Origin of the sequence: Pseudomonas sp. AO-1 (genome assembly GCF_019775695.1) — a bacterium.
GTDB classification, from domain to species: Bacteria; Pseudomonadota; Gammaproteobacteria; order Pseudomonadales; family Pseudomonadaceae; genus Aquipseudomonas; species Aquipseudomonas parakoreensis.
Map to the genome: position 1 here is coordinate 5,979,819 of NZ_CP079947.1, position 26,787 is coordinate 6,006,605.

The 26,787-nt window shown below is 51.8% G+C and carries 30 protein-coding genes, 3 pseudogenes and 2 riboswitches; of the genes and pseudogenes, 16 read left to right on the plus strand and 17 right to left on the minus strand.

What is annotated here, in order from left to right:
* The first annotated feature begins 109 nt into the window (after nt 1–109).
* Entirely contained in the window at nt 110–1,420 is a 1,311-nt protein-coding gene (locus KVQ82_RS27265; RefSeq protein ID WP_222016873.1) for an MFS transporter, read from the plus strand.
* Nucleotides 1,421–1,558: 138 nt separating this feature from the next.
* Here KVQ82_RS27265 and KVQ82_RS27270 read toward each other — a convergent pair whose 3' ends face one another.
* From KVQ82_RS27270 to KVQ82_RS27280, 3 genes and pseudogenes are all read right to left on the minus strand, one after another.
* On the minus strand, nt 1,559–2,173 hold the full coding sequence (locus KVQ82_RS27270; RefSeq protein WP_222016875.1) for a class I SAM-dependent methyltransferase: 615 nt from the start codon (nt 2,171–2,173) through the stop codon (nt 1,559–1,561).
* 169 nt (nt 2,174–2,342) lie between these two features.
* Nucleotides 2,343–2,926: pseudogene (gene selD / locus KVQ82_RS27275) on the minus strand (selenide, water dikinase SelD); the annotation flags it as partial.
* A pseudogene (locus KVQ82_RS27280) lies at nt 2,919–3,140 on the minus strand (HAD family hydrolase); the annotation flags it as partial. The pseudogenes selD and KVQ82_RS27280, both read right to left, overlap by 8 nt.
* Here KVQ82_RS27280 and KVQ82_RS31740 point away from each other — a divergent pair.
* Nucleotides 3,141–3,290, plus strand: a pseudogene (locus KVQ82_RS31740) (transmembrane anchor protein); the annotation flags it as partial. It abuts the pseudogene before it with no gap.
* A gap of 489 nt (nt 3,291–3,779) precedes the next feature.
* Here the strand turns inward: KVQ82_RS31740 and KVQ82_RS27285 are convergent.
* The 3 genes from KVQ82_RS27285 to KVQ82_RS27295 all read right to left on the minus strand — a co-directional run bounded on the left by KVQ82_RS27285 (nt 3,780) and on the right by KVQ82_RS27295 (nt 5,134).
* Nucleotides 3,780–4,163 carry a hypothetical protein gene (locus KVQ82_RS27285; RefSeq protein ID WP_222016877.1) on the minus strand — a complete coding sequence of 128 codons (384 nt, stop codon included), beginning with the start codon at nt 4,161–4,163 and terminating at the stop codon, nt 3,780–3,782.
* A gap of 90 nt (nt 4,164–4,253) precedes the next feature.
* On the minus strand, nt 4,254–4,676 hold the full coding sequence (locus tag KVQ82_RS27290; protein ID WP_260687827.1) for a hypothetical protein: 423 nt from the start codon (nt 4,674–4,676) through the stop codon (nt 4,254–4,256).
* Nucleotides 4,677–4,741: 65 nt separating this feature from the next.
* Entirely contained in the window at nt 4,742–5,134 is a 393-nt protein-coding gene (locus tag KVQ82_RS27295; protein ID WP_260687828.1) for a hypothetical protein, read from the minus strand.
* 226 nt (nt 5,135–5,360) lie between these two features.
* Between KVQ82_RS27295 and KVQ82_RS27300 the strand changes: the two genes are divergently transcribed.
* Nucleotides 5,361–5,843: a helix-turn-helix domain-containing protein gene (locus KVQ82_RS27300; protein ID WP_222016881.1), complete on the plus strand. Its 483-nt coding sequence runs from the start codon at nt 5,361–5,363 to the stop codon at nt 5,841–5,843.
* Between the two features lie 434 nt (nt 5,844–6,277).
* Here the strand turns inward: KVQ82_RS27300 and KVQ82_RS27305 are convergent, their stop codons facing one another.
* Nucleotides 6,278–6,730, minus strand: coding sequence for a 3'-5' exoribonuclease (locus KVQ82_RS27305; RefSeq protein WP_222016883.1), 453 nt, complete (start codon nt 6,728–6,730; stop codon nt 6,278–6,280).
* A gap of 468 nt (nt 6,731–7,198) precedes the next feature.
* Between KVQ82_RS27305 and KVQ82_RS27310 the strand changes: the two genes are divergently transcribed.
* From KVQ82_RS27310 to ppa, 11 genes are all read left to right on the plus strand, one after another.
* Entirely contained in the window at nt 7,199–7,534 is a 336-nt protein-coding gene (locus tag KVQ82_RS27310; RefSeq protein WP_222016885.1) for a hypothetical protein, read from the plus strand.
* A 142-nt stretch (nt 7,535–7,676) separates the two neighbouring features.
* A complete protein-coding gene (locus tag KVQ82_RS27315; protein WP_222016887.1) occupies nt 7,677–8,495 on the plus strand; it encodes a phosphatase PAP2 family protein in 819 nt (272 codons plus the stop codon).
* 69 nt (nt 8,496–8,564) lie between these two features.
* Nucleotides 8,565–8,625: riboswitch (Fluoride riboswitch) on the plus strand.
* Nucleotides 8,626–8,763: 138 nt separating this feature from the next.
* Nucleotides 8,764–9,147, plus strand: coding sequence for a fluoride efflux transporter CrcB (gene crcB, locus KVQ82_RS27320; RefSeq protein ID WP_222016889.1), 384 nt, complete (start codon nt 8,764–8,766; stop codon nt 9,145–9,147).
* A 10-nt stretch (nt 9,148–9,157) separates the two neighbouring features.
* Nucleotides 9,158–9,481: a DUF190 domain-containing protein gene (locus tag KVQ82_RS27325; RefSeq protein WP_020191372.1), complete on the plus strand. Its 324-nt coding sequence runs from the start codon at nt 9,158–9,160 to the stop codon at nt 9,479–9,481.
* A gap of 96 nt (nt 9,482–9,577) precedes the next feature.
* Nucleotides 9,578–9,650: riboswitch (Fluoride riboswitch) on the plus strand.
* A gap of 81 nt (nt 9,651–9,731) precedes the next feature.
* Nucleotides 9,732–11,078 (plus strand): voltage-gated chloride channel family protein, encoded by a 1,347-nt coding sequence (locus tag KVQ82_RS27330; protein ID WP_222016891.1) that lies wholly within the window; start codon nt 9,732–9,734, stop codon nt 11,076–11,078.
* Entirely contained in the window at nt 11,075–11,440 is a 366-nt protein-coding gene (locus KVQ82_RS27335) for a hypothetical protein (RefSeq protein ID WP_222016893.1), read from the plus strand. Before KVQ82_RS27330 ends, KVQ82_RS27335 begins: the two co-directional genes overlap by 4 nt.
* 83 nt (nt 11,441–11,523) lie before the next feature.
* Nucleotides 11,524–11,847 (plus strand): DUF190 domain-containing protein, encoded by a 324-nt coding sequence (locus KVQ82_RS27340; protein WP_222016895.1) that lies wholly within the window; start codon nt 11,524–11,526, stop codon nt 11,845–11,847.
* A gap of 42 nt (nt 11,848–11,889) precedes the next feature.
* Nucleotides 11,890–12,156: a hypothetical protein gene (locus KVQ82_RS31745; protein WP_260687831.1), complete on the plus strand. Its 267-nt coding sequence runs from the start codon at nt 11,890–11,892 to the stop codon at nt 12,154–12,156.
* A 103-nt stretch (nt 12,157–12,259) separates the two neighbouring features.
* Nucleotides 12,260–12,601, plus strand: coding sequence for a hypothetical protein (locus KVQ82_RS27345; RefSeq protein ID WP_222016897.1), 342 nt, complete (start codon nt 12,260–12,262; stop codon nt 12,599–12,601).
* Between the two features lie 73 nt (nt 12,602–12,674).
* Entirely contained in the window at nt 12,675–13,958 is a 1,284-nt protein-coding gene (gene eno, locus KVQ82_RS27350; protein WP_222016899.1) for a phosphopyruvate hydratase, read from the plus strand.
* 355 nt (nt 13,959–14,313) lie between these two features.
* Nucleotides 14,314–14,844, plus strand: a complete 531-nt coding sequence (gene ppa, locus KVQ82_RS27355; protein WP_222016903.1) for an inorganic diphosphatase — start codon at nt 14,314–14,316, stop codon at nt 14,842–14,844.
* A 103-nt stretch (nt 14,845–14,947) separates the two neighbouring features.
* Here the strand turns inward: ppa and KVQ82_RS31885 are convergent, their stop codons facing one another.
* The 6 genes from KVQ82_RS31885 to KVQ82_RS27385 all read right to left on the minus strand — a co-directional run bounded on the left by KVQ82_RS31885 (nt 14,948) and on the right by KVQ82_RS27385 (nt 20,196).
* Nucleotides 14,948–15,145 carry a DUF3606 domain-containing protein gene (locus KVQ82_RS31885; RefSeq protein WP_369426605.1) on the minus strand — a complete coding sequence of 66 codons (198 nt, stop codon included), beginning with the start codon at nt 15,143–15,145 and terminating at the stop codon, nt 14,948–14,950.
* 396 nt (nt 15,146–15,541) lie between these two features.
* Nucleotides 15,542–15,979, minus strand: a complete 438-nt coding sequence (locus KVQ82_RS27365) for a hypothetical protein (RefSeq protein WP_222016909.1) — start codon at nt 15,977–15,979, stop codon at nt 15,542–15,544.
* 28 nt (nt 15,980–16,007) lie between these two features.
* On the minus strand, nt 16,008–16,772 hold the full coding sequence (locus KVQ82_RS27370) for a hypothetical protein (RefSeq protein ID WP_222016910.1): 765 nt from the start codon (nt 16,770–16,772) through the stop codon (nt 16,008–16,010).
* Between the two features lie 101 nt (nt 16,773–16,873).
* Entirely contained in the window at nt 16,874–17,659 is a 786-nt protein-coding gene (locus KVQ82_RS27375; RefSeq protein WP_222016913.1) for a glycosyltransferase, read from the minus strand.
* A gap of 499 nt (nt 17,660–18,158) precedes the next feature.
* Nucleotides 18,159–19,526 carry a HAMP domain-containing sensor histidine kinase gene (locus KVQ82_RS27380; protein WP_260687833.1) on the minus strand — a complete coding sequence of 456 codons (1,368 nt, stop codon included), beginning with the start codon at nt 19,524–19,526 and terminating at the stop codon, nt 18,159–18,161.
* Nucleotides 19,504–20,196: a response regulator transcription factor gene (locus KVQ82_RS27385; protein WP_031319143.1), complete on the minus strand. Its 693-nt coding sequence runs from the start codon at nt 20,194–20,196 to the stop codon at nt 19,504–19,506. Before KVQ82_RS27385 ends, KVQ82_RS27380 begins: the two co-directional genes overlap by 23 nt.
* 145 nt (nt 20,197–20,341) lie before the next feature.
* Between KVQ82_RS27385 and KVQ82_RS27390 the strand changes: the two genes are divergently transcribed.
* Entirely contained in the window at nt 20,342–21,031 is a 690-nt protein-coding gene (locus KVQ82_RS27390; RefSeq protein WP_222016915.1) for a response regulator transcription factor, read from the plus strand.
* Nucleotides 21,032–21,317: 286 nt separating this feature from the next.
* Here the strand turns inward: KVQ82_RS27390 and KVQ82_RS27395 are convergent, their stop codons facing one another.
* The 3 genes from KVQ82_RS27395 to KVQ82_RS27405 form a co-directional block, all read right to left on the minus strand.
* Complete coding sequence (locus KVQ82_RS27395; protein WP_127649245.1) at nt 21,318–21,521, minus strand: co-regulatory protein PtrA N-terminal domain-containing protein; 204 nt, start codon at nt 21,519–21,521, stop codon at nt 21,318–21,320.
* Between the two features lie 953 nt (nt 21,522–22,474).
* Entirely contained in the window at nt 22,475–23,233 is a 759-nt protein-coding gene (locus KVQ82_RS27400; protein WP_222016917.1) for a hypothetical protein, read from the minus strand.
* 664 nt (nt 23,234–23,897) lie between these two features.
* Nucleotides 23,898–24,101 carry a co-regulatory protein PtrA N-terminal domain-containing protein gene (locus KVQ82_RS27405; protein WP_052909673.1) on the minus strand — a complete coding sequence of 68 codons (204 nt, stop codon included), beginning with the start codon at nt 24,099–24,101 and terminating at the stop codon, nt 23,898–23,900.
* A 260-nt stretch (nt 24,102–24,361) separates the two neighbouring features.
* On the opposite strand from KVQ82_RS27405, the gene KVQ82_RS27410 reads away from it, so the two are divergent.
* On the plus strand, nt 24,362–25,552 hold the full coding sequence (locus tag KVQ82_RS27410; protein ID WP_222016919.1) for an MFS transporter: 1,191 nt from the start codon (nt 24,362–24,364) through the stop codon (nt 25,550–25,552).
* 568 nt (nt 25,553–26,120) lie between these two features.
* On the opposite strand, the gene KVQ82_RS27415 is transcribed toward KVQ82_RS27410, so the two are convergent.
* Nucleotides 26,121–26,780, minus strand: coding sequence for a transmembrane anchor protein (locus KVQ82_RS27415; protein WP_222016922.1), 660 nt, complete (start codon nt 26,778–26,780; stop codon nt 26,121–26,123).
* Between the last annotated feature and the right edge of the window lie 7 nt (nt 26,781–26,787).

Sequence of the window (26,787 nt, forward strand, 5' to 3'; positions counted from 1 at the left end):
CCCCCTAGGGGGATATATAATCATCTGCAAACGGGAAACTCGTCGCTTTCTTTCTTCGAGAAATACTCGACAACCAGATGGGGACGCACCTTTCCATTTGAGATTTCTCATGCTGAAAATCCTAGCCAACCGAACCTACCGTCACCTCTTCCTGGCACAAGTGATTGCGCTCGTTGGGACTGGGCTTGCCACTGTCGCATTGGGCCTACTGGCATTCGACCTTGCAGGCGCCCAAGCAGGAGCCGTTCTCGGCACGGCGTTGGCGATCAAAATGACGGCCTACATCGGCGTTGCGCCGATTGCAGCAGCTTTTGCAGAACGCCTACCTCGTCGGGCAATGCTGGTTTCGCTGGATTTGGTGCGAGCTCTGGTTGCGTTGGCTCTGCCGTTCGTGACTGAGGTCTGGCAAATCTATGTCCTGATTTTCGTACTACAGTCGGCCTCGGCAGCGTTCACACCAACGTTCCAGGCAACTATTCCGGACATCCTGCCGGACGAGGACGACTACACCCGTGCCTTGTCGCTATCGCGTCTGGCCTACGATCTAGAAAGTGTCGCAAGCCCGATGCTCGCCGCCGCATTGCTGACCGTTATCAGTTTCCACAACCTGTTCGCCGGCACTGTCATCGGTTTCCTTGCTTCAGCGGCCCTCGTCGCCACAGTGCTATTGCCAAAGGCAAAGCAGACGCCTCGACGTAGCATCTATAAGCGAACCACTCGTGGCACGCGCATATTCCTGGCAACACCCCGACTACGAGGGCTGCTGGCTCTCAATCTTACAGTAGCTGCCGCCAGTGCCATGGTCATCGTCAACACCGTGGTGCTGGTTCAGTCGCGCTTCGCTCTGCCTCAAAGCTCAACGGCATTGGCGCTGGCTGCGTTTGGTGGTGGTTCCATGATCTCGGCCCTGGTATTGCCTCGCCTGCTGAAAAACGTCAAAGACCGAACGGCCATGTTGTTTGGCGGAGGAATACTGGTCGCGGGCTTGGCCGTCGGCATCAACCTGACCACCTACAACTTCCTGTTGCCGCTGTGGATGGTGCTCGGGATGGGCTATTCGCTGGCCCAGACTCCGAGCGGTCGCCTGTTGCGTCGCTCGGCACATGCCGAAGATCGCCCGGCGTTGTTTGCCGCCCAATTTGCGCTGTCCCATGCTTGCTGGTTGATTACTTATCCACTGGCAGGATGGTTGGGTGCCAACATCAGCCTGACGGCGTCGTTTCTAGGACTCGCCGTCGTGGCAGGTAGTGCGCTGCTGATCAGCATCGTGATCTGGCGTCCAGTTCATGACCAGGAGTCGATCAAGCACACCCATGAAGATCTACCTGGCGATCACACGCACATCGATGGCCAGGGAGGTGATGATCATGAGCATCCGTTCGTTATCGATGATCAGCATCGCCGATGGCCCACCAAGTGATCGTAAGTTTCTATGGTTTGCTAAGACTTGTCGGTTTGCTCAAGACCAAGAGCCGTATGGTTTGTAGAGCTGCTGGGTGCATCAGATAGATCCAGTTGCCCCGTCGTAGCACTGGCAGACCTCGAAGATGAACGCTCTTCAGTTTTTCCGGCAGAAGCAGTACACAAAGTTCTGTGTTGTCCCAAACGGCGTGTGGTGTGCTTCCTTCTCATGGCTGATCAGCTCAAACGGAGCGCCGAATTCATCATGCAGTTCATCTGCTGTATACCGTTGCACAGGCAAGCCACTGCAATGAGTCGGCCCATCTTCCGAGAAGGTCGCCACAATGACGAAACCTCCAGGTTTTACGCTTCTCAAAACAGCTTGGACGTAAGCCTGACGGTCGGCCTCATCGGTCAAAAAATGAAAAACGGCCCTGTCATGCCAGACGTCATAAGATAGCGAAGGAAGTGAAGCTTTCGTGATATCTCCGGCAATCCACCGCACCTCATCGGCACGGCTGCCCAATCGCTGCTTTGTGGCTTCTAGAGCTGCCGCTGAAAGATCTAGGACACTCAGGCGGGTAAAGCCACTCGCAATTAAGTCATCTACCAACGTAGAGGCGCCACCTCCTACGTCGATGATTTCTGCGGACGAGGGAACTCCAGTTTGCTGGATCAGCCGCAGCGAGCTTTCCGCATGCTCTTGATACCAGCTCACGCCATCTGCTGGCTTGCTGGAGTAGACCTTGTCCCAATGCTCCTTCGATTGCATAAAGTGCCCTCTCTTGCAGGTCGATAACCACTTCACGATTGCACAATTGCTGAGTCTCTACCTTTAAGACCTCAGAGCCGAGCGCACCAGTAGCAAGCTGAGCCCATCAAAATATGATGCTTAGCAACCATCCGAGCAAGCCACATTGTGTCGCTGCTATTGTCGCGCATTAGAGCACTTCTACCGCGTACGCCTGTCGTTCGACCAAGGTTCCGATAGGCGCCAGGTGCAACCCCAACTCAGCGGAGACGGCGAGAAACTCCGCCTCACCCTCCGGCGTGACGTGATCAATAGGCCACCACTGGTCTGCGGGTCGCAGAGCAGGTCACGCTGCGCGTCACTGATCGGCGCGATCTTATCTCCATAGCTGTCGAAATTCCTCAATGTGCCACCCGGCACACAGCCCTCGGCGAGGTAGTGATCGACACCAGGTAGGCGAGGGACAGCTGCATATTCGAGTCGGGCGGTGAGCTCAGCTCCATCGGCCATTTCCACCAGGTGTCCGAGTAAACCAAAACCGGTCACATCGGTCATCGCTGTGACCCCTGCAAGCTTGCCAAAACGGCTGCCGGGCTCATTCAAAGTGCACATCCAATCGCAGGCCACGCCAACATCCTCTGCCCGCAGCTTGGACTTCTTTTCGGCGGTGGTAAGAATGCCTATACCCAGTGGTTTGGTGAGGTATAAAGCATTGCCAACTCGGGCGGTATCATTGCGCTTCATGTGTTTTTTGTGCACGACACCGGTCACCGACCATGCCTACCACGTGCTTACGATCCTGCAACTCACCAATCGCCGAGAGCTTGTCAGCGGGCAGCAAGTTTCCCCGCGCCTCATCTATCCCAACTCGTTTGGCAATCGCGTCAGCCGTGTGTGAGTTGTCGCCTGTCAGCATCATGGTTTTGATGCCCAGCGCGTGCAGCTCTTTGATCGCAGTCTGGCTTGTGTCCTTTACCGTATCGGCCACATGCCTTCGGAATACGCCTTTGATCCCACGGGTGTGGGCCGGGCGCTGGGGCTCACCCAGATGGGCGAATTGAAGATCATCCTTGCCCAGGAAGCCTTGGCGGATGCCGCACCACCTCAACCAGCAGCTACAGCTCCAGCACCGCAGGTCGTGCAGAGCCAACCTATTGCGGCACCTGTTCCTCAGCCAGCCGAATCACAAACCATTTATTCCATCCATTTTTTGAGAGTTCTTCCATGCCCCCCCCGACAACGCTGATTCGCTCAATGCTCCTGATCTGCTTCCTTGGCCTGATGACGGCATGCGGTGGCGGTGAGAAAGCAGCAACGTCCGAGAGCGCTGAGCACGGACACTCACACGAGTAACACCCCTGAAATAAACAAGGCCGCATTCGCGGCCTTGTTTATTTCTACATCTCAACCTGAGTACCCAGCTGGATCACTCGGTTCAATGGCAAATTGAAGTATTTCAGGTTGCTATTGACGTTCTTCAGTAGAAAAGCGAACAGGCTTTCCCGCCAACGAGCCATCCCGATAGGCTTTGTCGGAAAATGCAGGTCATTTCGCCGGTCTTTACGATCATGACACTACCTTGAAGTTGTTCAGGAGTGTTCATCTTTGGCGAAGGCGAACACGATCATCACTGCAGCAACCTTGGCGCGAAATGGTGGTAATTCTGTGAAAGGCGCAAAAAATCTCGCAAGCTCGCACGCCCATTACCGTGCTGAAACGTCGCGATCACGTAGCGTGAGTTCTCTGTGGTAAGTACCCAAAATCGGCCCTCGCGCTCCGCCTTAATGACGTCAGAAGTCCGGATCAGGTGACCGTCGCCGAACCGTCCATATTGGTCTTTACGGTTGTGACCAAACACGACGCCTAATCCAGCACGAGCCTTTATGGATACTCTGCAGAGATAGGCTGTTATCGGTTTGTCGAAGCCTTGGGCTTGTGCTTTTAGGATTCGTGCGAGATCGAAATCCGTATGTCGTTTTCCATGAAAATTCACATCCAGAGTGTTCAGCATAATTGCGCTCCTTTCGCAGCCCGTATGGCGTTACCAGGAAATCTTCAAGGAACCATCTGCGCTGGTATCGTGCAGGATTCTTTGTAAATCTCAGGCTGTACGAATCATGTTCGCGTGGTAGATTGGACGAAGATTGCTCAGCACGTCAGTGTTGAAGCCAGGTTGGTGAGAGCTGTGGTATTTGGAGCCGGTCTCCACCTCCAGCAGACACACAACACACTTGTTTTGGTCTTCACCAAGCGTCACTTTGGTCAGTTTCTCCATGCGCCAAATTCCCGTGCCATTCATGTGGGCAGGTGTAACTACTTGCACCTCTGTGATGATCGTCTCCGCGTCCTGGGCAATCAGCAGTTGCTGAAGCCGAGGTTCGCTGTCGATCATGAGAACCGCCTCTGAAATTCTGTCCTCGTACTTAGCCAGAACAGTTACGTGATACCAGTGATTACGAAGCACTTTGGATACCTGATGCCATTGGTACTGACCTTCACCGAACATGCCCGGCAGTCCGAGCATGTCGGAGTCGTGTGTTCTAAACATCGTATGTCCTTAGCCTGAATGGGCTCCGATACTGAGCGCAGTTAGAAGAGGGAGAAAACGTCTTTCAGGCTTGCGAGCTGTTCATGACCAGGGCCAATCAATACGTAAACAGAGTTTCTGGTCTCGAATGCAACACCGTCGTGGAAACCGGTGCACATGCTTGAACGAACCCAATCGCCCCGTTCGAAACGACCTTGGCTGTCCTCGGCCACGTTGTGAGCAAACAGGATCATCGGGAGCTGGCCTGCTGCATGACATTTGAAGAGTTCGTCGCGTGTGACTTCAATGCGAAATATTGTCCAGTCGCGAACTAGGCAGTAAGGCTTTTTAGGGAATCGTTCGACTGCTAAAGCTCGAGCTTCGGAAGTACCCTCCAGGCCCTCAAGGGGCGTTCTTGGCCCTTTCATAAAGTCGGGCTCTTGGACGCTAGCCATAGGGTTCACCTCAATTAATAACCCGGAAATTGACAATTCAATCCCGCTTGTTTGAGCTCGCCCCTCGCAAAGAGTATCTCCGCACGCCAGTTGCGTTGGCTTGGAGACGTCAATCGGATCACGGGAAGCCAGCCTGAAAGTGCCAATCGCACCATAATACGGATGATAGTCCGTGTTATGGTGCGCCGCAATATGGCCTCATCCTCGATTTGCTTGGGGAAATGTCATGGAGGCCGCAGAAGCCCTTGCTGTAGTGGTACGAGCACTGCGTAGAAGAAAGGGTTTTGCGCAGGAAAACCTGATCACAATTGACCGTTCCTACTGGGGCCGGATAGAGCGTGGTGAAGCTAACATCACGATTGATGTGCTCATTCGTCTTGCAGCGCTAATGGAAGTTGAGCCGGCCTCACTCATTCTCATGGCGACGTCTCTGCAATCTAATGAGCCGTTCGGGGAGGGCCTTAAACGCGTTTCCAAACAGATGAACAGAATTAGAAAAGAAAGTGTTGATCAGGAGATGGAGTCAATGGCACGAGCCGGAAAACTACCGCCTGGTCGACCCGTCCGATCCGATGCGGCGCAAAAGGCAGCGGAGGCTAATCGTTTGAGCAGCGCGGGCGTGTCTGTGTCAGAAATCGCAGAGAGACTGGAGCTGTCGAGATCGACTGTGCGCAGATATCTACAAACAACCACGCCCGAGCGACCTTGATTTCGAATGACCTTTAAATGAGCACAACCCGAGTCACCGTGTCATAGGAAGGCTTCCTGTGGAGAACTTCGGAGGAGCACCTCGGCCCATCGGATCTCCATCAAGTTGTGGGCGCGTCATGGACGGATGTCCGGTCGACCGGTGGTAAAACAGAGGGTATCTGGACGGCAACCTCGGTGGTGATGGTGTGTTGAGTATTCTGAAGATTGCTCAGGCCGCTGCGGGCGCGATTGTTCCCTATAGGCGGTTTGAGCGAGGGCAAATCGTTATCTATTCCGTTCATGCTGAGCACCTGGCGGATAATGAAAATGGCCTTCCGCGTTGTCACCACAGAGCAGCTCCGCGACTTGCTCCGACGTGCGTGCCTTCCATTTCATTCTCCGCTCGACCCGATTGGCCAATACAGACTGTGCGCCTTCTCAGGGTAGTCCTTCCTATGGATTGCTTGTGATGAACATGCTAGCGATGATACGGGCGTCAAGGAGAGCGTGATGCGGAAGCGGAACCCCGTCGCTTGTGGCATTTAGAGTGGTTGCGTCAGTGGGGTAATTCCGGACGTTCCTTGGCCACTTACCATTGTCATATGCAAGTTCGGTGAAAAGCTCCCAATCGTACTGTGGAGCGTCTGTGACAATCACCAGAACTTCGTCAAACGACTCTAGGAACTCGAGCAGCGCTGACCTTGCCTCAATGGTGGGTCGTACGTAGCTACCGCCCCACAGCTGCGGAAGCACGATTTCCTTTACGAAATCACTGCAGTCTTCTTCTTTCCAAGCATCGAGCAATTCCACGTAGAATTCGCGCCCATCCTCAGCCACCAATGCGAGTGATATCAGCTTCGCAGCCGCTGAGAGCTTGGTAAACTCGCAATCAAGAAAGACCCTCACCTTGTTAGAACTCCGTAATGACTAGGGCTCGCCTGGATATGGCGCAGGAAGGCCAGCTGTGGGAGATAGCTCTTGAACATCTTGGCTCAGACGGACTGCTTCAGGTGGTTGTAAATATGTGGAGTCACGCCGCGCCTCCGCCCAAACCTGTCGTTGAGCATTTGTCCACGAAACAGGTGAGCCCAGAAGTCCTAGATATATTAAAAATTGCCCAAGAGCGAGTCGGTGCCTTCGTTGCTGATCGGATACCGGTTCCTGGCACAGTGACGCTATACGCTCGTCACGCCAGTGACCTAGCGGACGGGCTCATCACGCTATTACCGAAGGAGCAGCTTTCGCGAGCCTGGAGAGGTTCCTGTCTAGAAATAGACTTAGGTATCTGAAGTCTGATCATGCCCCACAGCGTACCTTAGCGTAGCCACCCCTGTAGAATTTGTTGAGCTAATTGCTTCTCCATTGAGATGTTTTATGAACGCTGGTTTAACTGAAGAAGAAATGCGTCGCGCCTTGTTTGGTGAGGCTCAGCAGGAGGTGCAGGTTTCTGCTCCTCCAGTGCAGGAGCCTGCGCCAGAGGTTGTTTTTACCAAGCCGATTGCAACTCCCGCAGACAAGAAAAAAGCAGAGAAAGTGTTTACGCCCAGGCTGCGAGTCACGCTTCGCGTTGGAAACGAATTCGAGGGTAAGATGCATGAGTTGATCCACGAGACCGACACGTTGAGCTCTTTGCTTGCGGAGCTGGAGGCTGTGAAGCCTGCTAAGAAGAGGTACAAGTACGTGGAAGTGGTTTCGGTCAAAGCCATGTAGGCGGCCCTACTGGCATAGTTAGTCGCAGGTCATAGACTGAGCCGCGCATGGTGCAAGGCATCCCTGTCACAACGCTTTTACAGTGCTCACCATAAAATCGGTACTCGGCTCTTGGAGGCGGATTAAATCAACAGGAGGCAAATTGAGTACCTATCCAGAGGCACTAATTTTCTTGGGTGCCCTTGCTGTTGCAGTTGGAGCGATGCGGTTTTTGGCTATCGAAATATTGCTCAAAATCGCCAACTCAACGAACTCACCGCAAATGTATGAGGATGGTGCTGAGACCAGCGACTCAGAAGTGCAACCGCGAGCACCAGATGGTTGGCGAGTCATACGTTGTTTGCTTTTAGCGGCAGGCCTGATAATCAGCGCTTTTCTCTGCTTGACCATTGCGGTGCTGCATTGGAACAGGACATCCGCCATCGATTTGGCCGTGAACGACTTTTTTCAGCCATTTCGTGCTCCTTGGCTTTTACATCTTTTCGTCGAAGTGACGTCTTTAGGGACGATAATTTCGATGGGGATGCTTGTAGCTGTCGTATCAGTCTTGTTGTGGTCGATGCGCAGATCCAGCATTTTGCTTCCGCTTTGGGCTTCTTTTTTGGGCGCGGAAGTCACTACATGGGTTGCGAAATACGCCATTAATCGGGCGAGACCAGTCTTTATTGACGGAATCACAGAATTCAATCCTTCTTTTCCAAGCGGACACGCTACGGCATCTACGGTGGTGATTGGATTCATAGGGTTTGTGATAGCTCGCGAGCTATCGACCAAAAGAATGCGGGCAGAAGTTGGGGTTTGGTCAGCGATGGCAATCGCGGCGATTTGTCTTAGCCGACTATTTCTAAGTCTGCATTATCTGAGTGATGTACTTGCCGGTGTCCTCGTCGGCTCCGCTTGGCTCTTGATAGGTATCGCTATCAATGAATGGCGGGGGTTGGAAGCGAAGCCATTGCATTGAGCTGGATTAGGAATAATTTCAAACAGAGCTACTGCGTGCTAGGTCACTTTTCCCCATTTTGCTGCTAGATTGTAGCCAGGAGATGGCATTCCTCCTTCAACCGCCTTGTGCTGATGATGCCTACGTGAACCCTGGACAGGGTGCGTAGGTGTATCCGCTTCCTGTCTCCAATCTAGGACAGGATTATGATCCTACTACCCCAGTCGCCACTCCCGCGTTGTGCTTACCTGCTACCTGTTTGGCCTAGGTCTGACGAGGTGAGCCCGCCATGCTGAAATCACTTGTAGTTATCGCCATTGGCGCGTCACTTGGTGCCTGGTTGCGCTGGTTCTTGGGCATGAAGCTAAACGCTCTGTTCCCTACGATTCCGCCAGGCACAGTGGTTGCAAACATGGTTGGGGGCTACATCATTGGCCTAGCCATCGCATTTTTGGCCGCGTCTCCCACCCTGAGTCCTGAGTGGCGTCTGCTGATCATCACGGGTTTCTGTGGCGGGCTTACAACCTTTTCCACGTTTTCGGCAGAAACAGTTGCCCTGATCCAGGAAGGCAGACTTCTGTGGGCCCTCGGCTCGGTTTCATTGCATGTCGTGGGCTCGTTGGCGATGACGGCTGCCGGGCTTCTGTCTTATCAAATGATCGGCACGCGCTGAGGAGATGAAAATGAAAGGTTTTCTGGTGATTTTCTTTACCCAACAGAACCGTCGTTATCAGGGAAAGATGCTCGGCGACTGGATCGTAGATTTGGCGAAAGAAATGGGACTACGTGGTGCGACCCTATCTACTGGTATCGAGGGTTTTGGGCATACCGGTCGGCTGCACTCCTCCCATTTTTTTGAACTGGCGGATCAGCCTACCGAGATTCGCATGGCTATCACCGAGGACGAATCTGAACGCTTGTTCAAGCGATTGGAGCTTGAGGACATCTCGGTGTTTTACATCAAGACTCCAATTGAAATGGGCTTTGTCGGCAAAAAAACCACCTAGTCCGGCATCCTTTTACCAAACAAGACTTCACGAGCTCTTCCTGTGCTTACTGCCTCCGTAACATGATTTTACATTTTGAGCGGAGCTAGCTAAAATCGACGGATTGGAGATGGCATTCCTCCATTAACCAACCGCTGCACCCGTAGCAGCTGATGATGCCTACAGAAACCTGATCAAAACAGGTCTGTAGGCGTTCGCGCTCAGAATCCCACTTTTGGTCAGGCCCACTTACTTTTTTGTGGCTGGCCAAATGTCTAAACTTCGACGACCTGAACAACTCGACTTACTGCCCTACATAGCAAAATGGCTTGCGCTTGCAGTTCTCGTCGCACTGTTGGCGGGTTCTGCCTCTGCGCTATTCCTCTTCTCTTTAGATCACGCCACCCAATGGCGGGAAACTCACCGCTGGGCGATCTGGCTACTTCCAGTTGCTGGCTTCGCCGTGGGGCTCGCTTACCATTTGATGGGTAAACCGGTTGATGCCGGAAACAACCTGATCATCGATGAGATCCATGATCCTAAGAAGATCGTGCCTTTGCGCATGGTGCCGATGGTGCTGATCGGAACCGTGGTTTCCCACCTTTTTGGTGCATCTGTGGGACGTGAGGGGACGGCGGTGCAAATGGGCGGTGCCCTTGCCGATCAACTGACGCATGTCTTTCGTCTGCGCCGCGAAGACCGTCGGGTGATTCTCATGGCCGGTATCAGTGCTGGCTTTGCGTCCGTCTTCGGCACCCCTCTTGCCGGGGCTTTATTCGGACTTGAAGTATTGGCCATTGGACGTATGCGTTACGACGCGCTTTTCCCTTGCGTGGTTGCGGCAATCGTTGCTGACCAGGTGGGGCAAGCCTGGGGCGTGGTTCACACGCATTACGTCATTGGCGAAGTGGTTCCGGTGCAGCTGTGGAGCGTCTTGGCTGTGGTGGCAGCTGGGATTGTCTTTGGCCTCACTGGTCTGCTATTCGCTACAGCGACCCACAAGCTCGGGGCCTTCGTTAAGCGGCTTATCACCTATTCACCATTAAGGCCCTTCGCCGGCGGCCTGCTGATCGCAGTCGCAGTGTGGGCGCTCGGTAGTAACCATTACATCGACGTCGATAAGTACATCGGACTGGGCATTCCGAGCATCGTCCAATCCTTTCAAATGCCAATAGCTCCTTGGGATTGGCTTGGAAAGATGGTGTTCACTGTTGTCTCCTTGGGCACTGGATTCAAAGGCGGTGAAGTGACACCGCTGTTTTACATCGGCGCCACCTTGGGGAATGCGCTGGCTCCCCTCTTGCACCTTCCCTTCGGCATGCTGGCTGGTATCGGCTTTGTCGCCGTCTTTGCCGGTGCAGCTAATACACCACTGGCAACCATCGTCATGGCCATGGAGCTCTTCGGGCCCGAAATTGCTCCGCTTGCAGCCATTGCCTGTATCGCCAGTTATCTCGTATCCGGACACACCGGGATCTATCACGCCCAGCGTGTCGGCCACAGCAAGCATCACCGTCTGCTTCCGGAGGAAATCCGGCTCTCTGATATCAAGCAATTCCACGCACAAACTAAATCTGAAAACGAGCGAAAAGTGGCTCTTGAGGGGGAAGAGAAATGACCGAGGATCGTCAAGATCGCCTGACAGCTTTGCAACTCTATTTCCCTGGCGCTAGTCGAGCTCGGGTTACCAGCTTCTGGCACCACCTCAGCGCACCTGCGCTAGCCCAGCACCTCCTTAAAGTTGCTCAAAACGCAAAAATCGAGCAGGTAATGCTCAAGACGATCTCTGCAGGTTATTTGCCGGGGCATCGCATCTCGCATCATCACCCGGAGCTGGGTGATATGCGTCATCCCCAGTGCCTGGAATTGCTGGATACAGAGGACAAGCTACGCGCCTTCCTGCGCGATCACGCTGACGAATTACGCAAGGTGCGAGCAGTCCTCCTGTTATGCGAGTTACCACTTAGTGACGCGTCGTAATTCAGCTTGAAGAAACAGCTCGTAAATGAAGATGCATGTTCGACCGAAGCATCGGTCGCTCTTGCACCCTAAGAGGATTTTCTATGAAAGGCTTTCAACTGACGTTTTTCACTGAACAGAATACCAACTACCAGCACCTTCCACTGGGAGAGTGGTTGGTCGAGTTCGCCAAGCGAGAGGGCGCGTTGGGTGCGACTTTGGTGAGCGGTACGGAGGGGCTAGATCATTTGGGGCATTTGCATACGGCGCATTTCCTCAGCGGTGCCGATCATCCCGTCACTGTGACGATATCCACTGATGAAACTGGGTGCGACAAGTTGCTGGAGGCATTAGCCAAGGAGTCGTTTTCGCTGAGCTATATCAAATTGCCCACCGAGTACGGGCGAGTGGGCCAGGCGAAAAACTAAAAAACACACCTTGTTGGACAACCAATAAAAAGGATAAACGCCATGTACCGAGTTTATAACCTACGTCCACAGCCAGCTCCTGCTAACTGGGCCCGTGACAACAGGCCGCTCCTCGTAGGACTGATTTTTTGGTCACTTTTTCTGGCGGGCGTTGCAGGTAGCCAAAAGGTATCGAGCGAGGGTTGGTACATCGTCACCTCGCTCGAAGGGGCGTTAGTAACGATGCGCATGCCCAGTGAGAAGTCCTGCAAGGCCGACGTAGCCCACACCTGCCTGCCGGGCTACGAACTGAGAGCACAGCAAAATTGAGGGTAATGAGCGCGATGTCCATGGGTAACCCAAAGATGAGACTGCGAAATGGTGCTCAGCGAGGTCGGCTCATCAAAACCACTTTAGAAAATTGGGAGACCACATGAGCGCAGTGATGCTGAGCAGCGTATTCGGGCTTGTGATGGGTAAGCTTTTTACAGGATCAGTCTATGAGTTCTCCGTGCTGTTCATCGTAAGCATTGGCGTGTCGTTGCTGACCTTTCATCTGCTCAATCAAAGGCAGGCCAGGCTACAAGCCCAGACTGCGTACTGCTGCTCCGTGATGGTTGCGTCAAACCAAATGCTGGAGCTTTTCCAGATGGCAAAGGGAGGGCAGTTCATGCCCTTGGTTGGAGAGATTCCTGAACTAATTATTGGAGGCTTCTTGGTTCCCGCGATTGCGGTGTCGGCAGTGCAGCTGTTCAGGATACTCATGGAGAGCTGACGTCCGACATAGAGGCCTCTCAACGGATTCACATGGTTAATGACGTTCCCGAATCGTTCCTTGGAGAAGATCAATGAAAACGCAAATCCAGGCTATTCATGCACGTGAAATTCTCGATTCACGCGGTAATCCTACCGTTGAAGTCGACGTCACCTTGGAGTGCGGAGCCCTAGGCCGGGCTTCAGTACCGTCCGGTGCCTCTACAGGCGCTCACGAAGCAGTTGAGTTGCGTGACCAAGATATACAGCGGTATTCCGGCAAAGGAGTTTTAAAGGCCGTTAGCAATGTAAATACCGAAATACTTGAGTCTTTGAGAGGCCTGGATGCGGCTGACCAGGAACAGATTGATCATCTGATGATTAAGCTGGATGGAACCTCTGATAAATCCAGGCTTGGAGGAAACGCGATCTTGGGCGTGAGCCTCGCCGTTGCCAGAGCGGCAGCTTCTGCGCTGAACTTGCCCTTGTTCCAATATCTGGGCGTCGAGCAAGCAGCAAGAATGCCCGTCCCGATGTTCAATATTCTCAATGGCGGTGTTCACGCCAACTGGCAAGGCCCTGACTTTCAGGAATTCATGATTGCACCTACAGGGGCTGGCAGTTTCAAGGAAGCCTTGCGATGGGGCGCTGAGGTGTACCACGAGCTGAAAGCGGTGCTTAAGGGCGCCGGCTATTCAACAGCGGTCGGAGATGAGGGCGGCTTTGCGCCGGCACTCAAGAAAAACTCAGACGCCATTGAGCTGATCATTAAGGCAATTGAAAGGGCTGGTTATACCCCTGGATCTCAGATCGAGATCGCCATCGATCCAGCATCCAGCGGTTTTTATGAAAACGGTCTTTACCATCTACGCTCGGAAGGTCGCAAAGTCGATGCCCAAGAGCTGATTAGTCTCTATTCCTCATGGGTCGATAAGTACCCAATTGCGGTACTGGAAGATGGACTCGCGGAAGATGATTGGTCGGGCTGGAAGCAATTGAATGCTGCGCTGGGTGACCGGATAGAGTTGGTTGGAGATGACCTATTTGTCACTAATGTCGAGCGGATTCAGCGCGGCATCACAGAAAACGTCGCCAATGCCGTATTGATCAAACCCAATCAAATCGGAACCCTGACGGAGACAAAAGCAGCTATCGAAATGGCCTACGGGGCAAACTGGGGGGCGATGGTTTCTCATCGTAGCGGGGAGACGGTGGACAGCTTCATCGCTGATCTGACTGTCGCCATGGGGACTGGCCATCTCAAGACTGGAGCTCCATGCCGGGGGGAGCGGGTCGAGAAATACAATCAGTTTCTGCGAATAGAAGAGCATCTGGGAAACCGTGCCATTTATGCAGGACATGATGCGTTTGTGCGGTGATATCCACTGATTTGCTGTCAATCAGATTGAAACAAGAGAGACGTAATGACCCCGTCCGAGAAGCTAGTCGACTGGAACAGGAGATGGAGAGTCCAGGGCGGCATTGTTATTTGTAGAAAGTGCGCGGCGCAGCAGCCCGAGACATTGAGTAATCAACCGTTCGCCCACGGCTCTGGCTGTGGTGAGGTCAGCTCTCAATTTTCGCAACCTTGGACTGACTTGGATGCGATCAGAAAGTCATTCGTTTTATAGCCGGTAAATCTGTTGGTTGGTCAGCGTAAGAAATCGAAACAGTGTATCCGCTGGCAAAAACGTCAGCGGCCTTTGCCTTTCATAGACGCTTGGAGATATGAGCATGAGCTACACGGACATTCCAGCTGGTAACGCGATTCCCGATGACTTCTTCACCGTAATCGAGATTCCTGCAAACCACTCGCCGATCAAATACGAGGTGGACAAGCCAAGCGGACAGATCTTCGTTGACCGCTTCCTCAGCACGCCGATGTTCTACCCGGCCAACTACGGATTCATTCCAAATACGCTCAGCGATGACGGCGATCCTCTCGACGTCCTGGTGATTTGTCCTTACCCAGTATCACCTGGCGTTGTCATTCGTAGTCGCCCGGTTGGTGTGATGTATATGACGGACGAAGCTGGAGCGGATGCCAAGGTGATCGCAGTGCCTCATGAAAAACTCAGCTCTATATACAGCGACGTTAAGGAGTGCTCAGACCTCCCTGCATTACTCCTCGCGCAGATCCAGCACTTTTTCGAAAACTACAAGGCGTTGGAGCCGGGTAAGTGGGTGAAGATGGGCCGCTGGGGAAGCGCAGATGAAGCGCGGGAAGAAATTCGCAAATCGGTGGCTGCCGTCCTCCAAAAATAGTCTCCGTCTCAGTAGCTTAAGGGCGATGCAAGTCCGCCATTGCCCCCCGGATGTAGGCAGAAAAATAGGAATGGCAAGTTTTGCCAGTCTCAGGCTATCGTATTTAAGCCTCATGTACGGGGCTAAGATATTGCTTAACGGCTGTCAAAGAGTCACCTACTGCTCCGACAGCCGATTTGATCTCATTTCTTGATACTCCAAATTTTTGGGCCCAATGCTTGAGTTCAGTGACGTCGTTTATATTGATTCTAATCGAGTCGGTGTCGAACATAGGATTCTGCCTTTGCATCGAAAATTCCATTACAGGTTAAGAGGGCTAAACTAGGATTGTAGACTTAGCAAGTTCACGCCCGTTTCTATGGCAATCTTGTACGTTAGGTTGCGCGCTGTATGCGGAGAATGGAAGTGCGGCTGGCCTCAAATCACTTACGAAGGCTTGGAGATTTTTTACGGCGTAGCATCACACGCAGACGCACCAGTAGGTACGCCACGGCAAATTTGGCCGCACCTAGTCCAAGGCGTGGCTTGCGTTGGTCGGCGCGCCTTGAGTCGCTTCGCCAATCATCGAGTCATCTGCGACTAGCAATATACGCATGTAACTCACTAAGACCAGCGCAGGGATCATGACCTGCGCGTCTGTGTTGAAGCGTCTGGGCCGATGTTTGCCCCCTGATGCATCAGCGGCCATGGTGCGGTGTCATGGCTTACCCATCATAGAGTCGAAGGTTTTCAACAGGTTATCCATTGCCGCCTTGCAATCGGCTTGCTTGGGTGTACTTGCTCGCAGGGCATCGAGTGCCCTATCAATTGCTTTGTCCAGCACATGCCAATCACTGGCAGCGCGGGGTTTAATTCCTGCTTCAGCAGAGTCCCATGAGGTTTCTAGATCCTTGATGCGAGCTTTTGCTCCAGCGAGGTCGTTTTTTTCGGTGAGGCTGGAAGTATCCGCCGCGATGGTTCGGAACTCAGATAGGTCACCCAACTTTGAAGCAGACTGGGTAGATGCGCTGACGGGGGTGGCCTGTATTCCAGAGGCGACATTATCGGAAGGTTTCGAGCAGCCAGCGGCGATGCTCAGCAAAAAAATAGTCGACACGATACCGACTTGACGGATCATATTTTGAAGAGTGGGCATGAGAATTCCTTGATGGTTTTTTGACCAGTTATTGATTTACGGATTTACGGTTACTGACACTTATTTGTGCGACCCCTACCAGAAGGACAATTACGCACAAGAAAATTGCGCTCGTCCAAGCAGCCCCCATGCCAAGGCCACCATAGGTCTTAGCTTGAGTAAGCAAGTCGCCGAGAGAGGCGCCAAAAGGACGGGTCAGGATGTAAGCCAGCCAAAAGGTCAGTACCACGTTGCCACCCAAGCGCCAAGCCACCAGAGTGGCGGCAATAAGCGCACCGAAAATAAAAACGCCAAGGGTGAAACCCAAGCCCAGCGCTTCGGTGGCTAGATCGCCGGCTGCTGTGCCAAGCGCAAAGGTGCAAAGTACGGTCGTCCAGTAAAAAAGCTCCCTTCTAGGCGTGACAATTTCACGAATCGACAGGTTTCGCTCGACCTTGTACCAGACTAGAAAGTTAATCGTCAGCAGTACCGCAAAGAGCGCCGTGCTAGTGTACAGGCTGATATCTAGCATGTCGGTCATGACGTCGGTAATCTGTGTCCCGACAATGCTTACGAGTACCACTGTTAGCCAGTAAATCCTGGGCGAATAAGCCTTGGTATTGAGCTGGAAATACAACGCTAGCATTAGTAATGCGGCCATGCCGATGGAAGTCCAGGCAGCTCCTAAGCCAGCGTTTACTGCCAGAAAGTCCGCCCCTGTTTCCCCCACCGTAGTGGACAGTATTTTTATGACCCAGAATGACAATGTCACTTCAGGTACTTTGTTGAGCCATCCGGCTTTGTCGAGATTCATGTGATGACAGCCTCTTTTGATATGCGCTGAGCTTATGTAAAGGCGAAGTTAGATAGCGAAATTTTTCTGAGGTTGAGCGAATACAGATCCGTCGCCGCCTTTTAAAGTTTTAAACCCTGTGTAATCTGGTTATACATCCTGACTCTTCTGTGGTTTTTGGTGTAGCCGCCTAGTGAGGAAATCGTTCCACTTTGAATATGGTCTAGATAGCGAAACATTTTCCGAGGCGATATAAATCTAATTTTATAATCCAACTCGGTCATCCTATCCTGAAGCTCATAGCCTGGATTGCGTTCATCCATTTGAAAATGCAAACCGTGCTTTTTGATCAACCTTACATTCCACAGGGCGCAAAAGCTTTTCAGGTGTTTTTCTATATATGGTTTCGGCTCCCTCGTTTTTATTCCAAGCGCTTTAAGACTACGCCTGGTGTAATGTTTAAAAAACCGTGCTGATATTCTCCAGGCCGAGCGAAAAAAGCCTCTATTCAGCTGCTCTAAGCATCCAACGGCTGCCACGCCTTGTTGTTCGGCGCATTGCGCGAGCATCATGTTAAAAACTTCAAGGTCATAAATGAAAGTGTCGGTATGTAAAAGAAATACATATTCCGTTTCCACGAAACCTAAAGCGAGATCAAGAGCTCGGCCATGAGCAATATTTCCAGCCTCAGGATGCTCTGGTTTTCGCTCAATCAAGTTGATCCACTTTAAAGCTCGAAGATACTTTGTGCTTGAATCCCTAGAGTCGTTGTCCACCACATAAACAGAAATACCTTTTTCTTTCACAGTATCTTGCAGGAGCTGGAGGCATTTCTTGGTCAGCTCAAGCGACTTGTAGTTAACCAAAGCGATGCTGTAGCTTGCCTTTTCTGGGTGGTGATCTTTCATAGCCAACTAACTCTCGAATTTGATTGCCTTTGTTATAGCGAGCAACAACCAGCGAAGCCGCCCTGCTACCCTCCATCGAAAACGTATACCTGTCCAACTCTTAGACTTTTACATTGGATGTGCACAATTAAACCGCCATAAAAAGGCAGTATCTCTTATTGCAGATTTTTCCCTATGGAGAACTCAATGCCTAGCTATTTGCTTTAGGGCATTTATTCTTTATTTATTCTGTGCCTGGGAGCTTATAATTCAGTTCCCTTGCAGATGAATTTTTTGACAGGTTTGTCGCTATGGGAGTGGTTGCTCCCCCAGCAATCGTCGCATCCTATTGGTAGGCGAAAAATTCAGGATGTAACTCTGAAACGAAAGCAGGTCAAAGACCTGCTGACGTGCATAGCGGACAATCCAAAACAGGGATATCAGTTGAGCCAAGAGACAGGCAAGCAATCGAACGAGTCGCTCGCCGAGTTACGAAAGCTTTAGATATGGATACAGGGTCTCAAGCGTTTTGTGCTTTACCTATCAAGTCCACCCGGCATCCAGGCCGGGCATCGTGCACCTGTAGGGACATGTCATGTAAACGTGCTACAGCTGAAACCATACTTAAGCCCAGGCCATTTCCTGGCGTATGACGGCTGGACTCTGAGCGGTAGAGCCTGCGGAAAACCGCTTCCCGTTCCGCCTCCGGTATTCCGGGCCCATGGTCACGGATACTGATTCCACAGTTGTTAGAATCTGCCGAGACTGTTACTTCAACGTCACTTCCGTCCGGTGAAAACTTGATGGCGTTATCGATGAGGTTGCAAACCGCATCAAACAGTAACTGCGAATCCCCCATTACTGTGTCGACTCCCTCGCATGGCTTGAACTCTAGATTCATACCACGTTCATCAGCGAGAGGCTCAAAGAGCTCAACTGCATCAGCGCAGATTTGATTGAAACCAACAAGGGTAAAATTACTGCGTCTAGCACTGCCTTCTATTTCTGAAATGCGTAGCAGTGCCCGGAAGGTTTGCATTAGACCCTTAGCATCCTCAATGGCTGTATCGATAGCGCTGGCGTACTCTTTTTGCGTCAAGCTACGCCGTTGTGCACGTTCCAATCCAGCGATCAAACGAGTCAGCGGTGTTCGCAAGTCATGAGCAATATCATCGCATACACCTTTGACTTCACTCATCAGCCGTTCAAGTGCATCCAGCATGCCGTTTACCACGCCGGCAATACGATCAATATCGTCGTTATTTCCCCGTGTAGGTAAACGCCCACTGAGATCACCCTCCACAATTATTTTTATGGAGCGGCTAAGTACGTCTAAACGGCGGCGAGCAGATACGCCTAATGCAATCGCTCCTAGTAGCCCAACTACTATAAGTAGTGAGCCACCTGAAACCAGAGCATTGACCAAAAGTTCGTCAAACTCACGAATATCGTGAATATCCTGGCCGATCAGAAGAGTGCTTCCATCATCCAGTTTGTGAACAAGGTAGCGGATAGGGCGATCATGCCCGTTAGCTTTATCCCAGAAAAATTCCGCAGGCTTATCGTATGCACTGAACGTAGGCAGGGTTGATAGCGCCCCCGCAATCGTTGTACCTGCAGAGTCGAATAGCGTATATGGGAGCCGCCCTTCGGGGTCTTGTTCCGTATGTTTAAGTATTTCTGTACGTCGTAGCGCAGGCTCTTGGGCGTTTTGGCGGTCTACCTCTCGATGCAGTGCAGTATCCACCTCTGAGATCAGATATCCGGTAGTCTGCCAATAAATATAACCAAATAACGCAAAAAACGAGCACCCAAATAATGCCAGGAACATAAGGGCTGTTCGAAAGCTGATGGTACGCGGAATCTCACTCAGGCGAACGTAGGACATAACCAGCCCCCCGAATGGTTTGGAGCATTGGAGAATCGCCCTCGCCATCAATCTTATGACGCAGACGACCAATATGAACATCTATCACATTGGTGCGGTCGTCATAACTATAATTCCAGACAGCTTCGAAGAGCATGGTTCGCGTGACGACTTGCCCGGCATGTTGAGCGAGATACTCTAGTAACGCGTATTCACGAGGTAATAAGTCAATCTGTCTTTCGCCTCGGCGCACTGAGCGTCGTAGTAAGTCAATTTCCAGATTCCCAATGCGCAATCGACTGTCTCGATTTGCTGCGGAAGGAGGTGCCCTTCGGCGATTCAGAGCATCTAGTCGAGCAGTCAGCTCAATGAACTCGAACGGCTTGGTCAAATAGTCATCGCCTCCTGCACGAAGGCCTCGAACCCGCTCATCTAAAGCGCTTAGCGCACTGAGAATCAGAACCGGTGTGGTGATGCCGGAGGCGCGCAATGCGGTAAGCATGCCTAGGCCGTCAAGCGCTCCAGGTAGCATGCGATCAAGAACAATGATGTCGAAGGTATCACTAATGGCCGCTACCAAGCCTTCACGACCATTGTTTACCAGGGTTACGTCAAAGCCATGGTCGTTAAGGGCTGCCTCAATCTCCCGTGAGGTGACGGGATCATCCTCGATAACCAGTACGTGGGTCATAGGCGTCGCGCTGAGCTCCGGGCTGAAATTCATAGGTCGATGTAAATCAAGCGACCCCTTTGATGGCATAGTGTGCCAAGCCAGTCTATACACTGAGCTTCCGAGAAAATGAAAAAAAGTTTATTTAAGTCTTTGCGAGGTTTGTGTGCGTATTCTAGTCATTGAGGATGATGCCCGTACCGCTTCATACCTAGTGCGAGGACTCGGAGAAAGCGGACATGTGGTCGATGCCAGCGAAGATGGTCGTGACGGTCTCGCTATGGCGCTTGAGGGTATCTATGACGCTTTGATCGTTGATCGATGCCTACCCGGTATGGACGGTTTGTCGTTGGTTCGAGAGTTACGTAGGGAGGGGATGCAGACGCCAGTATTGATGCTCAGCGCCTTAGCCTCGACCCAGCAGCGTGTTGAGGGGCTTAAAGCGGGTTGCGACGACTACTTGGCGAAGCCCTATGCCTTTGTTGAAGTATTAGCTCGACTGGAAGGGTTATTGCGTCCTAGAGATCAGCAACCTGGTAAGGCGAGTACCTTGTGTATTGGCGAACTGTGCCTTGACTCTGCAGCCCGGCAGGTGACATGGATGGGGCGCACGATATCGCTTGCTCACCGCGAAACCTTGATTCTAGAAAAACTCATGAGACATTGTGGTGAGGTTGTTACTCGCTTGATGCTACTTGAGAGTGCCTGGGACTATGAATTCGATCCAAACGACAACGTTATCGATAAACATATTTATCGTTTACGTCGAAAGTTAGATGATGGATTTGGAATTGCGCTAATTGCTACCATTCCTGGCGCAGGCTATCGCCTCAACGTGGTGACGAACTTGTCTTAAACTCCCGCTCGGTAATAACTAGAGCTGAAGCAGCAGGTTGGTGTAATGTTGGCGTATCATTAGAGCAGCTTTTTTGCTGCCGACCTATTACTCGGGTTGTCGGTGTACCCCGCAACCCGAGCAGGTCGTTTTGACTGTTTTTAAAGGATGAGTCCTACTGCCACACGGCGAGTAAGCGACTCTGGTTATGCGTCCTTGCGGCAGCTTTCCCGACTGCAACTCATGGCACTTAAAGCGCATGATTAAGTAGTCGGCTGCTAATGAACTTGATGAGTAAAACGTCCTGTCAATTCGAACGCGCGACATCGTTGGACGCCGCTTGGTGATTGCTGGCAACGGCGGTTGCGTGTTCAGACTGTTGGTACGTTACCATCGCAGACTCTCTTGCGGCCTCCATCTTTGCAGCTACTGTATCGCCGCCGCCTTCTGCCATCGCAGCTACAGAAGCACTCATCAAGGTTACGATCAAAAGGGCTTTCAGGGTTTTCATGGCAAATCTCCAGTGTTTAGGTTTAGCCATCACAATGTTTGCTGGCTTGGGCTAATACTAAAGCTGGTTGTATTTCACGCTCTTCCCCGCAAAATGAATTTTTTGACAGATAAATAACCGAGGTGCGCTCAGTGTTACTTCCGTATCCCGGAGGCCATTTCTTCCCACCACTATCTGCATTCCCAGCGAGTACGAAAGCAATGTAGAAGTGGCCCTGCCGTTCCCGACCTCCCTTTGGCAACAACGAGTACAGGATGAAAATATGAGCAGCGATATGGAGGCGTGAATGCCCGGTACGAAGCGCACGAGAAATACGCTCTTCGCGTCGTGACGCTCGAAAAAGGCCTTGCTGCTCTGAATCAGTTCAGGGTGGCGGCTCAATGGCCAGAAACCAAGAGTTTTGCGCGGGTGTCGATGCCCTAGCCAGAACGAAAAACCATCCCCACTTCAGCACCTAATGTCGCGGCGACTAACAACGCACAGAGCAATAACAAAGGAACTTAGCGCAAGGATCACGGCAGTGCCTGGAACAGCGGCCCCGATGATCGGAACTGACTCGGAAAGAGCCAAGAAAAATACCGCCAGATAGGCAGCATGAGGATGCACCGCGAGGAACTCAATGATCGTTTAGACCAGGGACGACATCATTCGTGGGCTGCCTATAGAGTACCGGTGACGAGACAATCAGGCCCTATAGGTCACACGACCACTCTGAAGCGGTAAACGGTAGTGGGAAATTCCTCGGTGCCTTTTTCAAAGCGCCTAATTGGCTTAAGAGCAAATGTCGTATCGAGAATTTTCCATTTTTAGACCAGGCCCATCTCAAGGTTGGGGCGACCACACAACGTAGTCATCAGTGACGATGAACTCCGTACGCGGAAAATTCGGCTCACACACCATGCTGTCAAGCACCAACTCGACACTTGTAGTGCTCCTGCTCCCCCACAAGCCGTTTAGCCGTAGATTTCTTCAGCGCTGCGGGCCTTGACGGCGAAGGACACCAGCACTACCAATACACTGGCCAACACTAACGATGAACCAACTGTGCCAAAATCCAAACCGCCTTTTTCGTGAGACTTCGTCAAAAAGTCGCCGAGTGTCGCGCCGAACGGTCGGGTCAGGACAAACGCCAACCAGAAGAGCAGCACTGTGGAAATCCGCGTGTAGAACTTGGCCAGCATCACTGCGGCAATCGCTGACCCGATCAGCAATGCGCCGCCAGCGAAGCCCAGGCCGGAGTCATCTGCCAGGTAGTCGCCTAACGCTGTGCCTAGCGTGTTGGAAATCAGAATTGCCGCCCAATAGAACAGCTCGCCCTTAGTGGTAAGGATGTTGTTTACCGACAGCGTTTTTTCGCTCAAGCGCCAGATCGCAAAAATGGCGATCAACAGGCTGATCAGAATTAGCGAGCCGGACGCATAGCCAAGGCCCAAGGTGCGATCCATAAAGTCCGACATGGTGGTGCCTGCGGTACTGGTGGAGAGAATAACGATCCAGTACAACACGGGATTATAACTTTTCGAAAATAGCTGCAAGCTAAGTGTAATCAGGAAGGCACTTATCAGGATCATTGAGCTGATCGCATACCCCACATTCAGCGTCATAGACAGTAAATCACCGGCAGTCTCGCCGAGGGTGGTGGCGCAGATTTTCATCGCCCAGAACGCCAAAGTTATTTCTGGCAGCTTATTAAAACTGATAGAGGTGCTCATAGAGGGGGCTCCTGGAAACGGATTAAAGATATAAATTACAGCGCCTAAAATCTCGCCATTTGCACCGGATTTACATACATCTATTAGGGATAACCGGTATAGTTTGTGAGGGTAACGATCAAGCTATAGCGCGATGTATGGATGAGCGCAGCTTAGGGTGTAAAAGATCAAAATTCTGTCAAAGAACAATCATAATTAAATTTATTATTCGTGTCGTTTCTGGCGCAAACTCAGCACTAAGCTTTTACTTTCTTGCCCCCCCTTGTAGGGGATATTCAGTTCAAGGGATTTATTTAATAGGGGCTCGCAAACAAATTTATTGTGATTGCTTACGTTAATAATTGTCGCAGACTAGACTTTTTACTTGTGCTTTGGAGGTATGGTTCGTAATTTAGGCCGACCATAACCTTCATGCAAATTATATGTGCAAAGTATTATGATGCAAGCAAGTAATTTCTTGCACGCCCAATACTCGGATTGTCGATGCTCTTCGCAACCCGAGTTGAATTTTTTATTCTTTTAACCTGATAGCCCCTACTGTAAGCTGCGAGTAAGCGGCTTTTTTAGTGGTTGTTTGTAGCAGGTTCTTTGGCTGTGGCCCATGGCAGTTAAAGCGCACGAGCAAGTCGGAGGCTGCTAAATAATTGATGAGTATTGCGTAGTATTAATTTGTGCATTCGACATCGTTGGACGCCGCTTGGTGATTGCTGGCAACGGCGGTTGCGTGTTCAGACTGTTGGTACGTTACCATCGCAGACTCTCTTGCGGCCTCCATCTTTGCAGCTACTGTATCGCCGCCGCCTTCTGCCATCGCAGCTACAGAAGCACTCATCAAGGTTACGATCAAAAGGGCTTTCAGGGTTTTCATGGCAAATCTCCAGTGCTTAGGTTTAGCCATCACAATGTTTGCTGGCTTGGGCTAATACTGAAGCTGGGGGCATTTCACGCTCATCCCCGCAAAATGAATTTTTTGACAGGCAGATGCCTAGGTGTGTCCTGTGTAACCTCCATATCTTGGGCACCATTTCTTCCTACCACTATCTGCAGTCCAAGCGAGTGAGATAGTCATGTAGAAGGGGCGCTGCCTTCCATATTTTTCTGCGGCACCGACGAGTACAGGATGAAAATATGAACAGCGATAGCCCTAATACAAATGTTGAGCGCCTTCGGATTCCGCGCACGATCTGGGCGTTGGGCTTTGTTAGCTTGTTCATGGATCTATCGTCTGAGCTGGTACACAGTTTACTGCCTGTGTTTTTAGTCACTACGTTGGGCGCGAGTGCATTGACTGTCGGAGTGATAGAGGGGATCGCCGAGTCGACTGCCATGTTCGTCAAAATATTTTCTGGCGCCATCAGCGACTTTATAGGGCGACGCAAAGGACTAATGCTACTTGGATATGGTTTGGCCGCCCTGACCAAGCCGCTTTTCCCTTTGGCTCATACAGTCGAGGTGGTATTCACTGCTCGCTTTCTGGATCGTATCGGTAAGGGGATTCGTGGCGCGCCGCGTGATGCACTGGTCGCAGATGTTTCGCCACCAGAGATCCGGGGCGCCTGCTTTGGGTTAAGACAATCGATGGATACCGTAGGAGCCGTTTTTGGCCCCGCTCTGGCCATATTGCTGATGTTGTGGCTCGCAGATATACAGCTTGTACTGTGGGTTGCAGTGATTCCTGCAGCGATAGCGGTGACTCTAATTGTCACGGGAGTAAAAGAGCCCGTACACGCCCCCAGCGAACACAAATTTCGCTCTCCGATTCACTGGAGAGCCTTGCTCGACTTCTCGTCTGGATATTGGTGGGTTGTTGTCATTGGTGGAGTATTTACGCTAGCCCGGTTCAGTGAAGCGTTTCTGGTATTACGGGCCCAGCAGTTAGGCTTTTCGGCCACCTGGATTCCTCTGGTGATGGTGGTCATGGCACTTTTCTATACCTTGTCTGCTTACCCCGCCGGTTGGTTATCTGATCGTATCAGCCGTACGAAACTGCTCGTTGTGGGGATGGGGTTACTCATCCTAGCGGATCTGGTGCTTGCTCAGTCCAGCTCTGCCATTACGATGATGCTGGGCGTTGCATTGTGGGGGCTTCATATGGGATTCAGCCAAGGCATTCTTGCCTCGCTTGTAGCCGATAAAGCGCCTGAAAAACTTAAGGGCACCGCCTTCGGTATTTTCAATTTGGTCAGTGGTGCATGCATGCTGATCGCCAGTGTTCTTGCGGGCTGGCTATGGCAAAGCATCGGATCAGACAGCACCTTCGTCGTGGGGGCATTGATTGCTTCAACAGCTCTTCTCTTACTGTTGCTGAAGAATCAATAATTCCTCAGGTCAGATGATCTGCTCACTGGAACATCAGGGGCTCATTCGTCTCGTCCGTCAGATCGATATGCCGCGCTGGCAGTTTCTGCCAGTCCGAAGCCTACCAATAGGTGGAGGCCAAGGTTGGGTTTGCGCCATGACAGCATAGCGCTCGGTATCGGTTGCATGGCTACGATAGATATCGAAGCCTTCGTAAGTATCAGTGCCTAACATCCGGCGACGAGTAGTCCCTTTGGCCCAACTTGGCCGGCTTGAATCCCCAGATAGGACAGTCCGAGAAGTGCCGGCCACGCCGATCCAAATGCCAGCCCTTCAAGAGCCTCGCAAATGTAGCTTTGTTTGTGCCGGGTGTTACTCGTGTGAGTGGCCGTGTTCAGCGCTTTCGGTGGTAGTAACTTTTTTACCACCATCGCATGCCGTCATCAGGCCAAGGAGGCAGATCAGGAGCATCGAACGGAACAGTGTTGTTTGGGTTTTCATGGGGATACCCTTTAAAGAAATGGATGAAAGAGATTTTCCGTTATTGAACGCTGCCTCTCGACAGCAGCACAGCCATCGCCGTCTCGGATTACTGCTTGACGCTCAAGTAATCGCCGGTCGCTTTGAGTGAGATGGTCACGTCACTGTTGCTGCGGTTACGCCAGAACCAGCCATGAGTACCGTCAAAAATCGCAGTAAATTCCCCCTGGTTATCTTTGACTTGTTTGCCCTTGCCATAACTGTGGAAATAGCCCTTTTTAGCATTGTAGGGCTCACCATGGGTCTCGTAGTTCACTGGCCCACCAAGCGCTGTCCATGCATAGCTGACAGTCTTGCCCTTCAGCACTTCCAGCTTGATTTCTTTCCCTTCACCAGGCTTGAGCGTGACGGTGATTTGATTCGTCTTCAAAGCAGGAGCTGATGTTGCTTCAGATTGAGGAGCAGGTTTCGCAACAAGTTGAACTTGCGCAACCTGCGGAGCAGGAGCAGGAGCAGGAGCAGGAGCAGGAGTAGATGCTTGCGGCGCAGCTGCATCCGCTAAAGCCTCCTGGGCAAGGATGATCTTCAATTCGCCCATCTGGGTCAGCCCCAGTGCTCGGCCCACACCTGTCGGATCAATGGCGTATTCCGAAGGCATTACGACCGTTACCAGAAGACCGGCAGCAACCAGCATTGCTATGACAGTCGAACGTACCAGTTTGCGAGTGCTGGGCAATTCATTAACAGTTGGAAGCGGAGTATTGAACATAGTCAGA

Coding starts and splice junctions, on each gene's coding strand:
- KVQ82_RS27265 (WP_222016873.1), top strand. CDS start 110: ATGCTGAAAATCCTAGCCAACCGAACCTACCGTCACCTCTTCCTGGCA.
- KVQ82_RS27270 (WP_222016875.1), bottom strand. CDS start 2,173: ATGCAATCGAAGGAGCATTGGGACAAGGTCTACTCCAGCAAGCCAGCA.
- KVQ82_RS27285 (WP_222016877.1), bottom strand. CDS start 4,163: ATGCTGAACACTCTGGATGTGAATTTTCATGGAAAACGACATACGGAT.
- KVQ82_RS27290 (WP_260687827.1), bottom strand. CDS start 4,676: ATGCTCGGACTGCCGGGCATGTTCGGTGAAGGTCAGTACCAATGGCAT.
- KVQ82_RS27295 (WP_260687828.1), bottom strand. CDS start 5,134: ATGGCTAGCGTCCAAGAGCCCGACTTTATGAAAGGGCCAAGAACGCCC.
- KVQ82_RS27300 (WP_222016881.1), top strand. CDS start 5,361: ATGGAGGCCGCAGAAGCCCTTGCTGTAGTGGTACGAGCACTGCGTAGA.
- KVQ82_RS27310 (WP_222016885.1), top strand. CDS start 7,199: ATGAACGCTGGTTTAACTGAAGAAGAAATGCGTCGCGCCTTGTTTGGT.
- crcB (WP_222016889.1), top strand. CDS start 8,764: ATGCTGAAATCACTTGTAGTTATCGCCATTGGCGCGTCACTTGGTGCC.
- KVQ82_RS27325 (WP_020191372.1), top strand. CDS start 9,158: ATGAAAGGTTTTCTGGTGATTTTCTTTACCCAACAGAACCGTCGTTAT.
- KVQ82_RS27330 (WP_222016891.1), top strand. CDS start 9,732: ATGTCTAAACTTCGACGACCTGAACAACTCGACTTACTGCCCTACATA.
- KVQ82_RS27335 (WP_222016893.1), top strand. CDS start 11,075: ATGACCGAGGATCGTCAAGATCGCCTGACAGCTTTGCAACTCTATTTC.
- KVQ82_RS27340 (WP_222016895.1), top strand. CDS start 11,524: ATGAAAGGCTTTCAACTGACGTTTTTCACTGAACAGAATACCAACTAC.
- KVQ82_RS31745 (WP_260687831.1), top strand. CDS start 11,890: ATGTACCGAGTTTATAACCTACGTCCACAGCCAGCTCCTGCTAACTGG.
- KVQ82_RS27345 (WP_222016897.1), top strand. CDS start 12,260: ATGAGCGCAGTGATGCTGAGCAGCGTATTCGGGCTTGTGATGGGTAAG.
- eno (WP_222016899.1), top strand. CDS start 12,675: ATGAAAACGCAAATCCAGGCTATTCATGCACGTGAAATTCTCGATTCA.
- ppa (WP_222016903.1), top strand. CDS start 14,314: ATGAGCTACACGGACATTCCAGCTGGTAACGCGATTCCCGATGACTTC.
- KVQ82_RS31885 (WP_369426605.1), bottom strand. CDS start 15,145: ATGGAATTTTCGATGCAAAGGCAGAATCCTATGTTCGACACCGACTCG.
- KVQ82_RS27365 (WP_222016909.1), bottom strand. CDS start 15,979: ATGCCCACTCTTCAAAATATGATCCGTCAAGTCGGTATCGTGTCGACT.
- KVQ82_RS27370 (WP_222016910.1), bottom strand. CDS start 16,772: ATGAATCTCGACAAAGCCGGATGGCTCAACAAAGTACCTGAAGTGACA.
- KVQ82_RS27375 (WP_222016913.1), bottom strand. CDS start 17,659: ATGAAAGATCACCACCCAGAAAAGGCAAGCTACAGCATCGCTTTGGTT.
- KVQ82_RS27380 (WP_260687833.1), bottom strand. CDS start 19,526: ATGTCCTACGTTCGCCTGAGTGAGATTCCGCGTACCATCAGCTTTCGA.
- KVQ82_RS27385 (WP_031319143.1), bottom strand. CDS start 20,196: ATGACCCACGTACTGGTTATCGAGGATGATCCCGTCACCTCACGGGAG.
- KVQ82_RS27395 (WP_127649245.1), bottom strand. CDS start 21,521: ATGAAAACCCTGAAAGCCCTTTTGATCGTAACCTTGATGAGTGCTTCT.
- KVQ82_RS27400 (WP_222016917.1), bottom strand. CDS start 23,233: ATGAGCACCTCTATCAGTTTTAATAAGCTGCCAGAAATAACTTTGGCG.
- KVQ82_RS27405 (WP_052909673.1), bottom strand. CDS start 24,101: ATGAAAACCCTGAAAGCCCTTTTGATCGTAACCTTGATGAGTGCTTCT.
- KVQ82_RS27410 (WP_222016919.1), top strand. CDS start 24,362: ATGAACAGCGATAGCCCTAATACAAATGTTGAGCGCCTTCGGATTCCG.
- KVQ82_RS27415 (WP_222016922.1), bottom strand. CDS start 26,780: ATGTTCAATACTCCGCTTCCAACTGTTAATGAATTGCCCAGCACTCGC.